This window comes from Ruegeria sp. YTSC002, assembly GCF_059609845.1.
On record NZ_JBXWML010000012.1, the window covers coordinates 12334 to 28523 of the forward strand.

Below are 16190 nucleotides of genomic sequence, written 5' to 3' on the forward strand. Positions count from 1 at the left end.
AAGGATCAAGCCGGCCTTCTAATCCAAATGTTCCGAGTCCAAAACCCCGTTATCTGCGACGGAATCGCGCTGTACCGATGACCTTGACCAGTTGCTGCCGCACAGGTTCGGGTTGCGCCTCGATCGCGTTCAGAACTTCGCGCAGTTCGGCCCGCAGCCCGTGCAACTGGTCGATCAGTGAGATCATCATCGACAGTGCATCGGCCTCCATGTCGTACTGTTCGTGCAACTCGCAGGCCAGTTCCAGACGGGCGACGTCGATATTTTGATAAACCAGCCCTTGATCCGACTGTTCCGGAATCACGATTTCCGCCGCGAGGTATTCGGTCAGGCGGTCCGAGGTCAGGCGGGTGACCGTTTCGATCAGTTCCTTTTCGGTCAGGGTCATAGCTGCATTCCTTTCCGCGGATCATAGCGGTGCTTTTGACGCCAGGTTTCCATGAACTGCTTCAGTTCATCATCGATCTTGTCCGGTGTCGCAATGGTCAGCTCAATCAGCTGGTCCCCACGGGCGGACGAGCCGCGCTTTTTCACGCCTTTGCCGCGCAACCGGAGCGTTTTGCCGCTGCTGGTGCCCGCTGGTACGTTGACATTCACACCGCCGTCAATGGTGGGGGCCGGGACTTTTCCGCCCAGAATGGCCTCGTCGATTGTGATCGGCAGCGTGATATGGATGTCGTCGCCCTGACGTTCAAAAACCGGGTGCTTGGCGACCGAAACCGTCACCAGAGCGTCACCCGGAGGGCCTTCGCCATATCCCGGCGCGCCTTTGCCGCGCAACCGGATGGTCTGGCCGTCGGTGATACCGGCCGGGATTTTGACCTCGATCCGGTCCCCATCCGGCAAGGTCAATTTCTGACTGGCGCCGAACACGGAGTCCAGAAAGCTGATTTGCAGGGTGTAGTTCAGATTAGGACCCGGAGCGTGAAACTCGTGGCTGCGCTGACCGCCAAAACCGCCGCGACCGCGCATGAACTCGGCGAAGATGTCTGACATGTCGTCGGGATCCGCCTGACGCCCCCGATAGGGGTTTCCAGCGGCCTCGGCATACTCTCGGTAATACTGCTGTTGCGGGCGCTCTTGACCCGAGGCGTCTATTTCCCCGTTGTCAAAACGCGCACGTGTTTCAGGGTCTTTCAATAGATCATAGGCTGCGGCAGCGGCCTTGAACTTGGCCTCGGCCGCGTCATCGCCCGGTTTCAGATCCGGATGGCAATCCTTGGCAATGCGCCGGTAGGCTTTCTTGATCTCGGCTGCGCTGGCGTCCTTCGAGACACCAAGAACGGTGTAGGGGTCGTCGCTCATATCACTCTCTCAGGTCAGGGACAGGTTTGATCAGGATGAAGGTGTTCTACCATGCGATTTCAACGGGTAAAACGAAAGAGGCGATTGAATTGTTTCGTAAAATCCCGCAGACCTGATAATATCTGCATGTTTGTACCTATTGATTGACGGAGATCGCCGCATGACGCGCAGAATAAAATCCGCTCTGGCTTTGCTGGCCGGGAATGCCATTGGGTTGTTGCTTGCCTCTCTGATCTTGTCTGGATTTGCGATCAAGCCGATCTCGTTCATCGTAGTGGTGATTGTCTTCACCGTCGTGCAGGTTGTGGCCGAACCCCTGATCCTGAAACTGGGCGAAAAGAAAGCGCCCGCCCTGAAGGGCGGTATCGCCTTGATCGTGACTTTCGTGGGCCTTTTCGTGACCGACCTGATTGCCGCCGGGCTGACCGTTGGCGGGGTTTCGAACCTGCTGGCTGCGACGCTGCTGGTCTGGCTGGGGGCGTTGATCGCCAGCGTGGTGCTGCCGATCTACGTGTTCAAAGAGCTGCGTGAACCCAAAAAGTAATCACACAGCGTTCAGGCTGGTTTCGATAGCGTGCCATAGTTCGTCCACTGGTTCGCATCCGACGGACAGGCGGATGAAGGCCGGATCAACGTCGTCGCCCCAACGCGCGCGCCGCTCGGCCGAGCTGTGGACGCCCCCGAATGACGTGGCCGGGCGCAGAAGCGGGCAATTGTTGATGAAGGCTTCGGCCTGGTCTTCGCTGTTCAGCGTCAGGGACAGTAGAAAGCCGAACCGTGTGGCCTGCTCTTGTGCCAGTTTGTGCGACGGGTCATCGGCCAGCCCGGGATAGCGCACCCGTTTCACTGCGGGATGTGCTGCCAATCGTTCGGCCAATACTTCAGCCGAGCTGCACATCCGGTCGAACCGAACGTCCAGCGTTTCAAGGCCGCGATGCAGCAGCCATGCTTCATGTGGCCCCGGAATCGAGCCGGAGACTTTTCGCCATTCCCCGACCCGTTCCATGATGTCGCTGTCGCGGCTGGCCACATGGCCCATCAGCATGTCGGAATGCCCGCCCATCGCCTTGGTATCGGACGAGACAACCACATCGATGCCCAGATCCAGAGGGCGCTGACCCAGCGGCGTCATCGTCGTGTTGTCGGCAATGGTTACGCCCCCAGCAGCACGCACCTGATCCGCCACCTCGGTCAGATCGATCATGTCCAGCCCCGGATTCGAGGGGCTTTCGGCAAAGACAACATCGAATCCGTCAAAACCGCCTTCGGCAAAGGCGATGGTGGGGCGTTCTTCAACGATCACACCCAGACGCGACAGGAAGCGATCGGCCAAAAGGCGCGTCACGTAATAGCCGTCGGAGGGGATCAGCAGGCGTGACCCGGCCTTTACGGTGGCAAACAGTGCCGCGGAAATCGCCGCCATGCCCGAGGGAAAGCTGAGGCACGGCGCGTCTTCCAAATGCGACAGAACATGTTCCAGATGCACCCAGGTCGGGTTGTCCACCCGGCCGTAACTCGCCTGTCCGTCCGGGGCGCCCGGCAGGTGGTACATGCTGCTTTGGGTCAGTGGCAGCGCCACAGGTTCGCCCTTGCTCAGGGCATTTCCGCGCAGATGCAGCATCTCTCCGGTCTTGGGTGCCATGGTTCAGCGCCCCGGAATTTCGTCGCGGGGCGGGGCGGGCTCCCAGTTTTCGATGATCTCGACCGCTTCCTGCGCCGTGTTCACAAAGCGGAACAGATCAAGATCCTCGTCCGAGATGGTGCCGGCATCGGCCAGTGCTTTCCAGTTTATGACCCTCTCCCAGAAATCACGTCCGAACAGCAGGAAAGGCACGCGCTCCATCCGGCCGGTCTGAATCAGGGTCAGGGATTCGAACAACTCATCCATTGTCCCGAAGCCGCCGGGGAAGATTGTGATGGCGCGGGCCCGCATCAGGAAATGCATCTTGCGGATGGCAAAATAGTGAAAGTTGAAACTGAGATCCGGCGTCACATAAAGGTTCGGGGCCTGCTCGTGCGGCAGAACGATGTTCAACCCGATAGAGCATCCGCCCGCGTCCTGTGCACCACGGTTGCCTGCCTCCATCACACCGGGACCGCCGCCCGTCACGATCACGTTTTCGCGGCAGCCGGTCTCGTTCGATTTCACGGTCATCAGCCGCGCGAACTCGCGCGCCTCGTCGTAATAGGTCGACAGACCAGCCAGTGTTTCCGTTCGTGCGGTGTGTTTCTGCGATGGTTCAGGGATGCGCGCGCCGCCGAACATCACGATGGTCGAGGTGATCTCACGCTCGCTCATGATCATCTCGGGTTTCAACAGTTCCAGTTGCAGACGCACCGGGCGCAGTTCGTCCCGGCACAGGAATTCGTCATCGGCAAAGGCAAGGCGATAGGCGGACGATCGCGTTTGCGGCGTGTCCGGCACTTCGCTCGCTGTCGAGCGATCTGTCTGCGCATCGCGAAACGGATTGTGGCGGTCTTCTCTCATGGGTGATCGATCCCTGCTTGCGTGTTTTCCAAACAGCTATAGGGTTCGCGGGCAGAGTGCCAGTCACGGAAAGACAAGAATGAATTGGAAGAACGAAATATCAGCGGCGCAGGATCGTATCGACGGACATACGCAGGTGACGCCGGTGATCGAGAGCCGAATACCGGGCTATCCCGTTGAGCTGAAGCTGGAGCACATGCAGCACACGGGCAGTTTCAAGGCGCGCGGCGCGTTCAATACGTTGCTGAGCCTCGACGTGCCCGATGCAGGTGTCGTGGCTGCATCCGGCGGCAATCATGGTGCAGCGGCGGCCTTTGCGGCGCAGGCGCTTGGTTATCCGGCCAAGATTTTCGTGCCTGAACTGGCGGGTCCGTCCAAGATCGCATTGATCCGGCAGACCGGCGCGGATCTGAGCGTTGTGTCCGGCGAATACGCCAATGCGCTGACACAGGCGCAGGCGCATGAAGCGGAAACCGGAGCGATGCAGATACACGCCTATGATGCGCCGGCGACTGTGGCGGGGCAGGGGACCTGCTTTGCGGAATGGGATGCGCAGGGTCTACAAGCAGACACGGTGCTGGTCGCTGTGGGCGGCGGTGGGCTGATCGCCGGGGCGTTGGCGTGGTTCGACGGCGCGCGCAAAGTCGTCGCGGTGGAGCCCGAAACCTCGTGCGCGCTGAATGCGGCGTTGCAGGCCGGTGAACCGGTGGATGTTTCCGTATCCGGGATTGCAGCGAACGCCCTGGGCGCGCGACGGATCGGGCGGATCTGTTTTGATCTCGCGCAGGGGATGACTTCGGTCCTTGTGTCGGATGACGCTATCGCGGCAGCTCAGAAGATGTTGTGGCAGGCGCATCGTATTCTGGTGGAACCGGCGGGTGCTACGGCGTTGGCAGCCTTGACCTCGGGCGTGTATCGGCCCGAACCGGGCGAGCGTGTGGCCGTTCTGGTGTGCGGTGCGAATATTGCGCCGGACCCGCTTGCGGGGTGAATTATCTGGTTGTGGATGGGCGTTGCGGATTTTATCTATAATTCATGACGGCCACGATTTCCGACACGATTTACCAGAACCTCAGCCAGCAAATCATCACCGGAGAGCTGAGCGCCGGGGAAAAGCTGCGGCAGGATCATATTGCCCGCGCCTTCGACACCAGCCATGTTCCTGTGCGGGAAGCCCTGTTGCGGCTTGAGGCGCATGGATTGGCCCGGCATGAACCGCGCCGGGGCATGCGGGTCACGGCGCTGGACCCGGCAGAGGTGCGAGAGGTCATCGAAATGCGCGTGGCGCTGGAAACACTGGCGTTGCAGCAATCGGTGCAGAACATGTCTCCGGTCGCATTGGAAAAGATCGATCGCGCACGCATCGCCTGTGACGAGGCGCAGACGATGCCCCAATGGGAGGCTCTGAACAGAGCGTTCCATCGCTGCATTCTGACGCCTTGCGGGTTGCCCCGGCTTTTGCATGCAATTGACGACCTGCATATCGCCAGCGCACGCCATTTGTTTGCGCACTGGCGGTCGAAATGGGTGCAGCAGACAGACAAGGACCACGCGGCGCTTGTTCAGGCGCTCAGGCGGAAGGACCTGAGCACGGCAAAAGGTATTCTGACCCGACATATACGCCGCGCCAGCTGATTACGGGCCTGTCAGCCGCAAAACGGCCCGTGTTCGTCGCATTGCGCCATGGGCCTGGCTTGCGTATAGGCCAAACCAACATGAACAGATTCTGTAGGGAGACGCCCCATGTCCAACGCGCAACTGGAAGCCGCCATCGAAGCCGCCTGGGAGGCGCGCGACACGATCACACCCGCCACGGCAGGTGAACAACGCGAAGCGATCGAAGACACGCTGAACGCGCTGGACAGCGGGTCGCTGCGTGTTGCTGAAAAGCTGGAAAACGGCGACTGGCATGTGAACCAGTGGGCGAAGAAAGCGGTTCTGCTGGGCTTTCGCATCAAGGACATGGAAATCCAGACTGGCGGTCCGCAAGACGGCGGCTGGTGGGACAAGGTGGACAGCAAGTTCGCCGGTTGGGGTGAAGATCAATGGCGCTCGGCCGGGTTCCGCGCGGTTCCCAACTGCGTTGTGCGCAAGTCGGCCTATATCGCGCCGGGCGTGGTGCTGATGCCATCGTTCGTCAACCTTGGCGCCTATGTGGATGAAGGCACCATGGTCGATACCTGGGCGACCGTTGGTTCATGCGCGCAGATCGGCAAAAACGTCCACCTGTCGGGCGGCGTTGGCATCGGCGGCGTGCTGGAGCCGATGCAGGCCGGCCCGACCATCATCGAGGACAACTGCTTTATCGGCGCGCGCTCCGAGGTGGTCGAGGGCTGCATCGTCCGCGAAGGCTCGGTTCTGGGGATGGGCGTGTTCATTGGCAAATCCACCAAGATCGTGGATCGCGAAACCGGCGAAGTGACATATGGCGAAGTCCCGCCCTATTCCGTGGTCGTCGCGGGTTCGATGCCGTCAAAGAACAATATCAACCTGTATTGTGCGGTGATCGTGAAGCGGGTGGATGAAAAGACCCGGTCGAAAACCGGCATCAACGAGTTGCTGCGGGACTGATTTTCCCGGTTGTACAGAAAGGCCGGAGCAGACCCGCTCCGGCCTTTCGATTATTTTGGGGTGTCGTTCAAGGTGAGGCCGAACCCCGACCAAAACCTGTCCTGAGCATGAGGCTCATCTTAGAGGATCACCCTTTGTGGGTCAGCGGTTTTCACCCTGCATAGCGTCAACTTCTGAGTTTTCAGCATTGGTTTCCGCGCCTTCGTTGTCGCCGCCGCTTTCGCTGTCGCCTTCGCTTTCGTTATCGCCACCGCCTTCGCTGTCGCCGCCGCCTTCGTTGTCGCCGCCGCCTTCGTTGTCGCCGCCGCTTTCGCTGTCGCCGCCGCTTTCGCTGTCGCCGCCGCCTTCGCTGTCGCCTTCGCTTTCGCTGTCGCCTTCGCTTTCGCCGCCGCTTTCGTTGTCGCCTTCGCTTTCGTTATCGCCGCCGCTTTCGCTGTCGCCACCGCCTTCGTTGTCGCCGCCGCCTTCGTTATCGCCGCCGCCGTCCTGAGCGTACGCCGCACCCGGCGTCACAAACGACAGCACAGCGACAGCAGGTACTCCGGAAAGCGCAATCACACTTGCAGTCGTCATCATTAACTTGGACAGAACACTCATTTTAATTCTCCTGTAAAAAATGACTTTCGCAGTGGCTCCAGCGTAGAGATGGCCTGTCTTCATCGTTGCAAAAGGCGGGAAACGCGTCGAACTCAGCAGAAAACGGCTAGAATCGCGACTCAAATGTGGCAAAAATGTGCCCGATTCAACTTGGAGAATCGAATTCGAGCACTGCTCAATTTTTGGGCGAAAACGGGAAAAGGGCTTTGCTGAGTCGCATTCCTGCAAGTCCTCAGGGCCTAAAGGCCAGGCAGCGGGCTGCGGAAGATCCTGGCCTCAAAGCCTGGATCGATGGAAGCAGTTGACCCTTCAAAACACCGCGCGTAATGCATGGCCCATGGAAAAGCAAAAGAAGCCCTCGCGTCAGCAAGTCTATACCCTTCTGGTCCAGATCGGCCGCAAGGATGGAGACGGGCTGCCCGACGGTGCGACCGGGGCGGCACTGATCTGTTATGCCAGTGGCGTGGACGAAGCCGAGGCCGTGCGCGAGACGGTGGCTATTCTGAAGCAGGCCGACACCGCGCCTTTGGATGTCACCGGCTACGGGACCCTGGCCGAGCGTGAGGCACAGGGACATGAGATCGAACCTGACGAACGTGCCCTGATGCAGCGCGCGCTGGATGAAAACGCCGTGATCGTCGCGCAGATGACACCGTTCTTCGGAGACGAGCCGCAGACCTAGTTTCGCGTACCGAACCACTTGCGATAGATTTCGTCATAAGTTCCGTCTTCACGCAACGAAAGCAGGGCCTGGTTGACATCTTCGACCAGAGGCGACCCGGTCGGGAAAGCGATACCGTAGTTTTCGCGCAGGAAGACGCCGCCTGTCATCGATGCAATCCGCCGGCCTTCATGGGCCGCATAGTAGGACAGGATCGGTGCATCGAAGACCACAGCGTCAAGTTGCTTGGCCTCGAACGCATCCAGCATCTGCTCCAGCCCGGGATAGCCGGTGAATTCAATCTCACGCCGGTTCAGAAAGCTTGCCGCGGTCGAGTCCGTGATTGTCCCGACACTCTTGCCATACAGGTCGTTCACCGAATTCACGCTGCCCGTGATCGCCTCCACGGTCATGACCGAGGTGATGCGGGCCGTGAAAACGGACACGATGAACAGTGACGAAACAACCAGAACGACACCCAGAAGCCGGCCGAATGGCGTGCGCGGCATCCTCTCTTCGAAACCGCCGTTCACGACAAGGTTCAGCGCCCACCAGAACGAGGGAAACCAGGCTTCGTTCAGCTTGCGGTCGAAATAGGGTTGGGCGCGGCGCTCAAAGCTCCACATCAGCATGCCGCCGCCCAACAGAATGGCGAAGGCCAGGCCGATGGCGATGAACAACTCTTTTGAGAGCAACGCATGCAGCAGCGACGGCTGGCGCGCGGCTTCCGATGGCACCATGATTTGCAGGCCCGCCTCAAAGATCGGCTGGGTGAAGTCCATTTGCGTTTCCCGCTGCGCGGTGATCGAGATATTGGCAACTGCAAGATCCGCAGATCCATCCCGGACCGCGCCCAGCATCTCCGAAAAGGAATCGACCCGATTGACGGAATAGTCCCAGTTCAGCGCCTCTGCCAGCGCCGCGAGCAGATCCATCGAAAAGCCGGTTTCCGCACCGTCCTCGACATAGGAAAACGGGGGGCGGGTCACTGTCGTAACCGTGAGAGACTGCGCCATGCTCTGCTGCGCGAGGACGGCGAAAGTCAGGCAGATCAGTGCGAAGAATGCGCGCTTCATATTCATTCACCTGTTTCGCGGCCCTGTAGCGCGATTATGCGGCGGGCGGCAAGATGGTCGCCGGGTAAACCGTCATGATTTGTCTGGGTGTCGCTTTGATACCAGCTCGGTTGGGTGAAAGGATATTTTTGCGAATTGGGGTTGGAAAACCGGCCAATTCGTTGAATCTGTGCGCGAACCCGCGAAAGACACTGTTCCAGAGGCCATTGCATGACCGACCCCGTCCAATTGACAGCCGATCTGATCCGTTGCCCATCGGTCACACCTGCCGAGGGCGGCGCGCTGGTTCTGCTGGGGTCGGTGCTGGCGGATGCGGGGTTTGAATGCACGCGTGTCGACCGTGGTGGCGTCAGCAACCTGTTCGCACGGTGGGGCCAGAAAGGCCATCCGCGCAGTTTCGGGTTCAACGGCCATACGGATGTTGTGCCAGTCGGCGATGAGGCCGCGTGGACGATGCCGCCTTTCGGGGCCGAAATACGCGATGGTGTGATGTATGGGCGTGGGGCAACGGATATGAAATCCGGTGTTGCGGCATTTGCGGCTGCGGCGATTGATTTCGTGCGCGACACCCCTCCGGACGGAGCCATCATCCTGACCATAACCGGCGACGAGGAAGGCGACGCGCTGGATGGCACGACCGCCTTGCTGGATTACATGGACGGCGCAGATGAAGATATGTCAGTCTGCCTGGTGGGTGAGCCCACCTGCCCGAACAAGATGGGTGAAATGATGAAGATCGGCCGTCGGGGGTCGATGACTGCGTGGTTTACGATCACAGGTGTTCAGGGCCATTCAGCCTATCCGCATCGCGCCAAAAACCCTTTGCCAGCCATGGCGCGGCTGATGGATCGGTTGGCGGGGCACGAACTGGATCAGGGCACGGATCACTTCGATGCTTCGACATTGGCCGTGGTGACAATCGACACCGGGAATGCGGCCACCAACGTAATCCCGGCGCAGTGCAAGGGAACGGTGAATATTCGATTCAATGATCTGCATTCCGGGGCCAGCCTGAGTGACTGGCTGAAGTCGGAAGCGGATCAGGTGGCCGCTCAGTTCGGCGTTGAAATAGATGTCGTAATCAAAATTTCCGGCGAAAGCTTTCTGACCCCGCCGGGGCCATTGTCGGATCTGGTGGCCGGGGCGGTGGAGGCAGAAACAGGCGCAACGCCCGAGCTTTCGACGACCGGCGGTACGTCGGATGCGCGTTTCATCAAGAACCACTGCCCGGTTGTCGAGTTCGGTCTGGTCGGGCGCACGATGCATCAGGTCGACGAGTGTGTCGAGGTGGCCCAGATTGAGCAGCTCAAGTCTATCTATACCCGTATCCTGACTGACTATTTCGCCTGATCCATGCAGCGCACATTGGTGATCATGGTGAAGGAACCTCGTCCGGGCCGCGTCAAAACGCGGCTTGGTCGAGATATCGGCATGGTCGGCGCAGCGTGGTGGTTTCGGCACCAGACCCGGTCCTTGATCCGGAGGCTGCGCGATCCCCGCTGGCGTATCGTTTTGGCCGTTTCACCCGATCAGCAGGGTCTGAAAAGCCGCGTCTGGCCAGCTGACCTGCCACGCGCGGCGCAGGGGCGTGGGGATCTGGGCGATCGCATGGCGCGGATGCTGCGCGGTATGCCCAAAGGGCCGGTTTGCCTGATCGGCGCGGATATTCCGGGCATTTCGCGCCCCCATATTGCCCGTGCTTTCGATGCATTGGGGCCTTCTCAAATGGTGTTTGGGCCTGCCCCCGATGGTGGCTATTGGCTGGTCGGAGCGCAACGGTATGCGGCCTTGCCGGCAAGTCTGTTCCGCGACGTGCGCTGGTCGACGGAACACGCATTGGCTGACACGCTTGCTTCGATCCCCGGCTGTCGGGTGTCATTGCTTGATCTGTTGCGCGATGTGGATACGGTTGCCGATCTTGAACCCTGAGGTTTTTTGGTCATGACGCGGTCGCAAACGCATGCTAGGCCGGACGTATGACTCGCATTCCTACCAAGCAGGAGGTCCTGGACTGGATCTCGGCGAACCCCACCCTGACCTCGAAACGCGATATCGCCAAAGCCTTTGGCATCAAGGGCGCGGATCGGATTGATCTGAAACGTATCCTCAAGGAGCTTGAGGCCGAAGGCCATCTTGAGAAGCGCAAGCGCAGTTACCGCGACCCGGATCGCCTGCCGCCGGTCAGTGTGTTGCAGGTGAAAGCTCCGAACAAGGATGGAGACCTGTTTGCGCGGCCGCTGGAATGGCATGGCGAGGGGGTCGAGCCCATCGTTCTGATCATTGCTCGTGCCAGCGACCCGGCGCTGGGCGAGGGTGACCGCATTCTGGCCCGTCTGACGGCCGTGCATGAGGAAGACCACAATTACGAAGCCCGCCTGATCCGTCGTATCGGGACGAACCCCCGTAAAATCGTGGGTATCTTCCGAAAAGGGGCTGAAGGCGGGCGGATCGTGCCGATCGACAAGGCCGGATCGACCGAATGGCTGGTGGCCGAAGGCGCCGCGCTGGGCGCCAGGGATGGCGAACTGGTCGAGGCCGAACAAGCCGGGCCGAAAAACCGCATGGGGCTGCCCCGCGCGCGCATCGTTGAACGGTTGGGCGACCCGACTGCGCCCAAGGCCGTTTCGTTGATCGCGATCCATCAGCACGGTATCCCGGATGATTTCCCCGACAAGGTGATTGCCGAGGCCGACAAGGCCAAGCCCGTTGGCCTGAAAGGCCGCGAGGACCTGCGGGATTTGCCGTTGTTGACAATCGATCCCTCGGACGCGCGCGATCATGACGATGCCTGCTATGCCCATGCTGATGACGACCCGAAAAACCCGGGCGGACATGTGATCTGGGTCGCGATTGCCGATGTCGCCGCCTATGTGCGCCCAGGCACCGCGCTGGACCGCGAGGCGCGCAAGCGTGGCAATTCCAGCTATTTCCCCGACCGTGTCGTGCCGATGTTGCCGGACCGTCTGTCGGGTGATCTGTGTTCGCTGCACGAAGGCGTGCCGCGCGCCTGTATCGCGGTGCGGATGCGCATCGATGCAAACGGCAACAAGATCGACCACCGCTTTGTGCGCGGTCTAATGCGCTCGGCCGCGTCCCTGAACTATGCCGAAGTGCAGGAGGCCATCGACGGCACCCCCAATGACCGGACCGGCCCGCTTCTGGACAGCGTTCTGAAGCCGCTTTATGCGGCATATGCCGCGCTGAAAAAGGCCCGCAACGAACGCCAGCCGTTGGACCTGGACCTGCCGGAACGCAAGATCGTGCTGAACGACAAGGGCGAGGTCGAAAGCGTGGCCTTCCGCGAACGGTTGGACGCGCACCGGCTGATCGAGGAATTCATGATCTTGGCCAACGTGTCCGCGGCCGAGACGCTGATCGCCAAGCGCAGCCCGTTGTTGTTCCGGGTGCACGAAGAACCCGCGCCCGAAAAACTGGAAAACCTGCGCGAAACGGCACAGGCCGCCGGGCTGAATCTGGCCAAGGGGCAGGTGCTCCAGACCCGTCACCTGAACGCGCTGCTGAATGCCGCCGCCGGCACCGAAGATGCCGAGCTGATCAATCTCAGCACCTTGCGGTCGATGGCGCAGGCCTATTACAGCCCGGAAAACTTCGGCCATTTCGGGCTGGCGCTGCGCAACTACGCGCATTTCACCTCGCCCATCCGGCGCTATGCCGACCTGATCGTGCACCGGGCGCTGATTTCGGCCCATGGCTGGGGCAAGGACGGGCTGACCGAGGACGAAATTGCCCGGCTTGAAGAAACGGCCACGCATATTTCGGATACAGAACGCCGCTCGATGATGGCCGAGCGCGATACGACCGACCGCTATCTGGCGGCCTATCTCAGCGAACGTGTGGGCAACGAATTCACCGGGCGGATCAGTGGCATTGCCCGGTTCGGGGCCTTCGTGAAGATGGACGAAACGGGCGCGGATGGCCTGGTGCCGGTGCGGTCTTTGGGGCGCGAATTCTTCCATTTTGATCGAGAGGCAGGAACGCTGATGGGCTCGGAATCCGGGCTGATCATCGCCATCGGCCAGCGGGTCACGGTGCGGCTGACCGAGGCGACACCTGTGACCGGCGGGTTGGAACTGGAACTGCTGTCCATCGACGATCAGGCCCTGCCGCGCGGGCGCGGACCCGCCAAGCGGTCGACGCGACGCAAGGCAGCCAGCACCAAGCGCAAGAAGGACAAGATCAAGCGCAAGGTCGAACGCAAGCGCCGTCAAAGGTGATAGGTCAGCGCCCGGGCAATCAGCCAGCCATGGCGGGTTTCATCTATCTGGCCCGGGTCATCGAACAGAATGGCCCGGTTCCCGTCGATCCTGTCTTCGCCAGGGAAGGCCGTGGTGAAATCACCGATCAATCGGCTTTGGCAGTGTACGAACAGCGCGAAATCCGCGGATTTATGAGCCCCCAGCCGGATCGTTGATCCTTTGGGGGCTAGATAGGCGGGCTGGCCCCAGCGCAGCTCTTCCCGCAATGGATTGGCAGCGGGCAGAGAGTCTGCCGTTTCAAAGATCAGATCGCGAAGCGCCAAAACCCCCGCGCGTGCGTGCGGGGGCAGGGCTTCAAAGGCCGATGCGACCGAGGGGTCATCAAACGGTTTCATGCAATCGGTATCGCCTGTTCCATCCGGTCCACGTAACTGTTCAACAGGTTATCCTGTTTGATCCTGCGGGTCAGTGGGGTATCGGCAGGTGTTGCGCGCATGGCGGCGAGCATCGGGCCGACGCTCATGTCTGCTGAAGTCGGTTGATCCGCCAGCAGGAAGCGGGATTGCCACAGATAGGCCGAGATCGCCTCGAGATCGCGTTCGAGCCGGTCCATGCGCTCGGGCAACGAGAACCGTCCGATCCCTTGTGACGTGATCCCCTTCAGAACGGATTTTCGGATCGCATTGGACACCGGCTTACGGATCAGGGCCGGAATTCCGGTGAAAAAGGTTTCGCGAAGGATTGGCCAGACCTCATCATTGCCCCAGCGGTCCAGAACGATGTGGAAATACAGATGCTCTTCGGCCATGCGCACCAGCGCGCGGGATTGCGCTTTTTCCACGTCCGAAAGCCCCTGATCGAACGCGGCCCCCTTCTGTTCCAGCCAATCGCGGATCAGATCGCTGTCCGGTATCAACCGCTCTGGCGTGCGCAGGACGGGCAGTTTTTGATGCGGCATCTTGCGCGGGTCAAGCATGTCCGAACGCTGCCAGGCCTGGCCGGAGTGTTGAAGCATCAAGGCTGTCTTGACGCAGAACGGGCTGGCGCTGAACAGCCCGAAGGCAGAAGGATAGGTGAGAAGGGTCAGCATCGTGCGGCTCCGTGTTTTTTCGACGTGCCAGATAAGTAAACCGACCTAATGACAGTTTTTGTCATCAGGGTTAGGCTAGGGTTCATCATGTCCCGCACCGCCCGATTGTTCCAACTGATGCAATCCCTGCGTTCTGGCCCATCGCCCAGAACGTCTGAACAGTTGGCCCAGGATCTGGGTGTTTCTGCCAGAACAATTCACAGGGATATTGACGCGCTGCGTGGTCTGGGGGCCGTTATCGACGGTGAAGCGGGGTTTGGGTTCACTCTGATCGAAGATGCCACGCTGCCGCCATTGGGTTTCACTGATGACGAGCTTGAGGCCCTTGTTCTTGGCCTTCGTGAAGTACAGGTGATTGGTGATCCTGCCTTGTCAGTGGCAGCCAGCGCCGCCCTGCGGAAATTGCAGGGGCGATTGCCACAGCGTCAGTCCCATCGGCTGAGCCACGCGGTTCTGGCGGCAACGCGGTTCAATCGCCCGCCCGCGCCGACCATCGACGTGGCCGTTTTGCGGCAGTCGACGTGGGACGAACGCGCGGTCGAGTTCTCGTACACGGACGCAAAAGGCGATGCCACACGAAGACGGGTGAACCCGCTGAGCATCGTCTACATGGATCGATCAAATGTGTTGCTCGGCTGGTGCCACCTGAGACGGGATTTTCGCGTCTTCCGGTTGGATCGCATGCAGGACATGTCTGTGACAGATCAAAGCTTTAGACCGAACCGCGTGCCCATGCTGCGCGAGGTTTTGGCGCAAATCCGCGCAAAGCGCGACGCACAGGAGCGCGATGAGGATGCCTGAGACTTTGTGATTCACCGATTTTGCGCTACCCTGAGGTTGAGCAGTAATCAGGAAAAATCGGAATGCATAAATGCGTAGGCGGCGTCATGACCGTCGCATTGTGGGCATCCATAGTGCAGGCGGAAACATCAGAAAACACGAAATGGCCAGACAGTGCAGTGACCGGCGAAACGATCCGGCTGGCCTCGGCGGATGTGACGGTTTCGATCCGTCCGGTCCCGCGCCCGGCCGTTGAGGCTTTGCGGGTGTCCGCGGCCGTGACCGCACGGTTTCAGGCCTGGCTCGGCGCGTTTCAGGAGCGCGCGCAGCAGCAGGGCATAACGGAAAGAACGTTGAACAGGGTGTTCTCGGACATGACCTTTGACGAGGATATCCTGAAACGAGACCGCAATCAGGCGGAATTCTCGAAACCGATCTGGGAGTATCTGGATTCCGCAGTCTCGGACTCGCGCGTTTCCAATGGTCGTGCCGCCATGCAGCAACATCGGCAGGTGTTGAAGCAAATCGAGGCTGAATATGGCGTTGAAAAAGAAGTGGTCACGGCAATCTGGGGGCTGGAGACATCTTTCGGCTCTTATCGTGGCAGCAACCGGACGCTGAGTTCCCTGGCGACGCTGGCCTTTGATGCACGGCGGGCGCAGTTCTTTGAAACGCAGTTGATCGCCGCCCTGAGGATCGTTCAGGCAGGGGATGTCAGCGCCAAAAACATGCTGGGCAGCTGGGCAGGTGCGATGGGGCACACGCAATTCATGCCGACATCGTATCTGGATCACGCAGTTGATTTTGATGGCGATGGTCGGCGTGACATCTGGTCGGACGACCCGACGGATGCGCTGGCCTCGGCCGCGTCCTATCTGGCGCGGCACGGATGGAAAAAGGGGCAGCCCTGGGGCGTTGAAGTGCGCCTGCCCGAAGGGTTCGACTATGCCACCGCCAAACGGGACTACACCCTGCTGCCGTCAGATTGGGCGGCGCGTGGCGTGGTGGGGCGTGACGGCAAACCGATCCCGGATCACGGGCAAGCCGCAATCCTTTTGCCCGCCGGGGGGCAGGGCGTGGCGCTGATGATTTTCGACAATTTCAGCGTGATCGAGGCCTATAACGGGGCCGATGCCTATGTGATCGGTATCGGACATCTGTCCGACCGGCTTGCGGGTGGTGAACCGTTTCAGTCCGACTGGCCCCGAGATGAGCGGGCGCTGAGCTTCACCGAGAAAAAAGAGTTGCAGACCCGGCTGACCCAGGCCGGGTTTGATACGAAGGGTATAGATGGGCGCACCGGGCCGAACACCATCAATGCGGTCCGCGCTTACCAACTTGCGCGGGGCTTGGTGCCGGACGGCTATCCAACTGCGAAACTTTTGGAGCGGCTGCGGTGAACAAA

18 protein-coding genes are annotated in these 16190 nt (G+C 60.4%); 10 read left to right on the forward strand and 8 right to left on the reverse strand.

The window, feature by feature from the left end; translation table 11 throughout:
• Positions 1–49: 49 nt before the first annotated feature.
• Positions 50–388: a hypothetical protein gene (locus tag AC2FFD_RS18450; protein WP_170345537.1), complete on the reverse strand. Its 339-nt coding sequence runs from the start codon at positions 386–388 to the stop codon at positions 50–52.
• Entirely contained in the window at positions 385–1305 is a 921-nt protein-coding gene (locus AC2FFD_RS18455) for a DnaJ C-terminal domain-containing protein (RefSeq protein ID WP_496873797.1), read from the reverse strand. The genes AC2FFD_RS18450 and AC2FFD_RS18455 overlap by 4 nt, the downstream gene beginning before the upstream one ends.
• A 160-nt stretch (positions 1306–1465) precedes the next feature.
• Between AC2FFD_RS18455 and AC2FFD_RS18460 the strand changes: the two genes are divergently transcribed.
• Entirely contained in the window at positions 1466–1849 is a 384-nt protein-coding gene (locus AC2FFD_RS18460) for a hypothetical protein (RefSeq protein ID WP_170345539.1), read from the forward strand.
• Here AC2FFD_RS18460 and AC2FFD_RS18465 read toward each other — a convergent pair whose 3' ends face one another.
• Entirely contained in the window at positions 1850–2947 is a 1098-nt protein-coding gene (locus AC2FFD_RS18465) for a cystathionine gamma-lyase (RefSeq protein ID WP_496873798.1), read from the reverse strand.
• Between the two features lie 3 nt (positions 2948–2950).
• Positions 2951–3793, reverse strand: coding sequence for an LOG family protein (locus tag AC2FFD_RS18470; protein ID WP_425080140.1), 843 nt, complete (start codon positions 3791–3793; stop codon positions 2951–2953).
• Between the two features lie 79 nt (positions 3794–3872).
• On the opposite strand from AC2FFD_RS18470, the gene AC2FFD_RS18475 reads away from it, so the two are divergent.
• From AC2FFD_RS18475 to dapD, 3 genes are all read left to right on the forward strand, one after another.
• A complete protein-coding gene (locus AC2FFD_RS18475; protein ID WP_425080139.1) occupies positions 3873–4784 on the forward strand; it encodes a threonine/serine dehydratase in 912 nt (303 codons plus the stop codon).
• Between the two features lie 44 nt (positions 4785–4828).
• On the forward strand, positions 4829–5428 hold the full coding sequence (locus AC2FFD_RS18480; protein WP_152459316.1) for a GntR family transcriptional regulator: 600 nt from the start codon (positions 4829–4831) through the stop codon (positions 5426–5428).
• 108 nt (positions 5429–5536) lie between these two features.
• On the forward strand, positions 5537–6364 hold the full coding sequence (gene dapD / locus AC2FFD_RS18485) for a 2,3,4,5-tetrahydropyridine-2,6-dicarboxylate N-succinyltransferase (RefSeq protein ID WP_152459315.1): 828 nt from the start codon (positions 5537–5539) through the stop codon (positions 6362–6364).
• Between the two features lie 141 nt (positions 6365–6505).
• On the opposite strand, the gene AC2FFD_RS18490 is transcribed toward dapD, so the two are convergent.
• Entirely contained in the window at positions 6506–7189 is a 684-nt protein-coding gene (locus AC2FFD_RS18490) for a hypothetical protein (protein WP_496873799.1), read from the reverse strand.
• A gap of 109 nt (positions 7190–7298) precedes the next feature.
• Here AC2FFD_RS18490 and AC2FFD_RS18495 point away from each other — a divergent pair, with 109 nt between their 5' ends.
• Positions 7299–7643: a DUF8846 family protein gene (locus AC2FFD_RS18495; protein WP_152459314.1), complete on the forward strand. Its 345-nt coding sequence runs from the start codon at positions 7299–7301 to the stop codon at positions 7641–7643.
• Here the strand turns inward: AC2FFD_RS18495 and AC2FFD_RS18500 are convergent.
• The gene (locus tag AC2FFD_RS18500) at positions 7640–8698 is read right to left on the reverse strand and encodes a transporter substrate-binding domain-containing protein (RefSeq protein WP_170345545.1); all 1059 of its coding nucleotides are present in this window, start codon (positions 8696–8698) and stop codon (positions 7640–7642) included. The two genes, AC2FFD_RS18495 and AC2FFD_RS18500, sit on opposite strands and share 4 nt — an antisense overlap.
• Positions 8699–8908: 210 nt before the next feature.
• Here AC2FFD_RS18500 and dapE point away from each other — a divergent pair, with 210 nt between their 5' ends.
• Genes dapE through rnr form a run of 3 tightly spaced genes read left to right on the forward strand, consistent with a single transcriptional unit; the run spans position 8909 to position 12933 of the window.
• The gene (gene dapE, locus AC2FFD_RS18505) at positions 8909–10048 is read left to right on the forward strand and encodes a succinyl-diaminopimelate desuccinylase (RefSeq protein WP_496873800.1); all 1140 of its coding nucleotides are present in this window, start codon (positions 8909–8911) and stop codon (positions 10046–10048) included.
• A gap of 3 nt (positions 10049–10051) precedes the next feature.
• Positions 10052–10627, forward strand: coding sequence for a TIGR04282 family arsenosugar biosynthesis glycosyltransferase (locus AC2FFD_RS18510; RefSeq protein WP_425080135.1), 576 nt, complete (start codon positions 10052–10054; stop codon positions 10625–10627).
• 47 nt (positions 10628–10674) lie between these two features.
• Entirely contained in the window at positions 10675–12933 is a 2259-nt protein-coding gene (gene rnr, locus AC2FFD_RS18515) for a ribonuclease R (protein WP_496873801.1), read from the forward strand.
• Here the strand turns inward: rnr and AC2FFD_RS18520 are convergent.
• Positions 12924–13310 carry a DUF1801 domain-containing protein gene (locus AC2FFD_RS18520; protein WP_257599451.1) on the reverse strand — a complete coding sequence of 129 codons (387 nt, stop codon included), beginning with the start codon at positions 13308–13310 and terminating at the stop codon, positions 12924–12926. The genes rnr and AC2FFD_RS18520 overlap by 10 nt on opposite strands.
• Positions 13307–14005 carry a glutathione S-transferase family protein gene (locus AC2FFD_RS18525; RefSeq protein ID WP_425080132.1) on the reverse strand — a complete coding sequence of 233 codons (699 nt, stop codon included), beginning with the start codon at positions 14003–14005 and terminating at the stop codon, positions 13307–13309. Before AC2FFD_RS18525 ends, AC2FFD_RS18520 begins: the two co-directional genes overlap by 4 nt.
• Before the next feature lie 87 nt (positions 14006–14092).
• Here AC2FFD_RS18525 and AC2FFD_RS18530 point away from each other — a divergent pair, with 87 nt between their 5' ends.
• Together AC2FFD_RS18530 and AC2FFD_RS18535 are read left to right on the forward strand one after the other, a co-directional pair.
• Positions 14093–14806, forward strand: a complete 714-nt coding sequence (locus AC2FFD_RS18530) for a helix-turn-helix transcriptional regulator (RefSeq protein WP_425080131.1) — start codon at positions 14093–14095, stop codon at positions 14804–14806.
• Between the two features lie 62 nt (positions 14807–14868).
• Positions 14869–16185, forward strand: a complete 1317-nt coding sequence (locus AC2FFD_RS18535; protein ID WP_496873802.1) for a lytic murein transglycosylase — start codon at positions 14869–14871, stop codon at positions 16183–16185.
• Positions 16186–16190 lie beyond the last annotated feature (5 nt).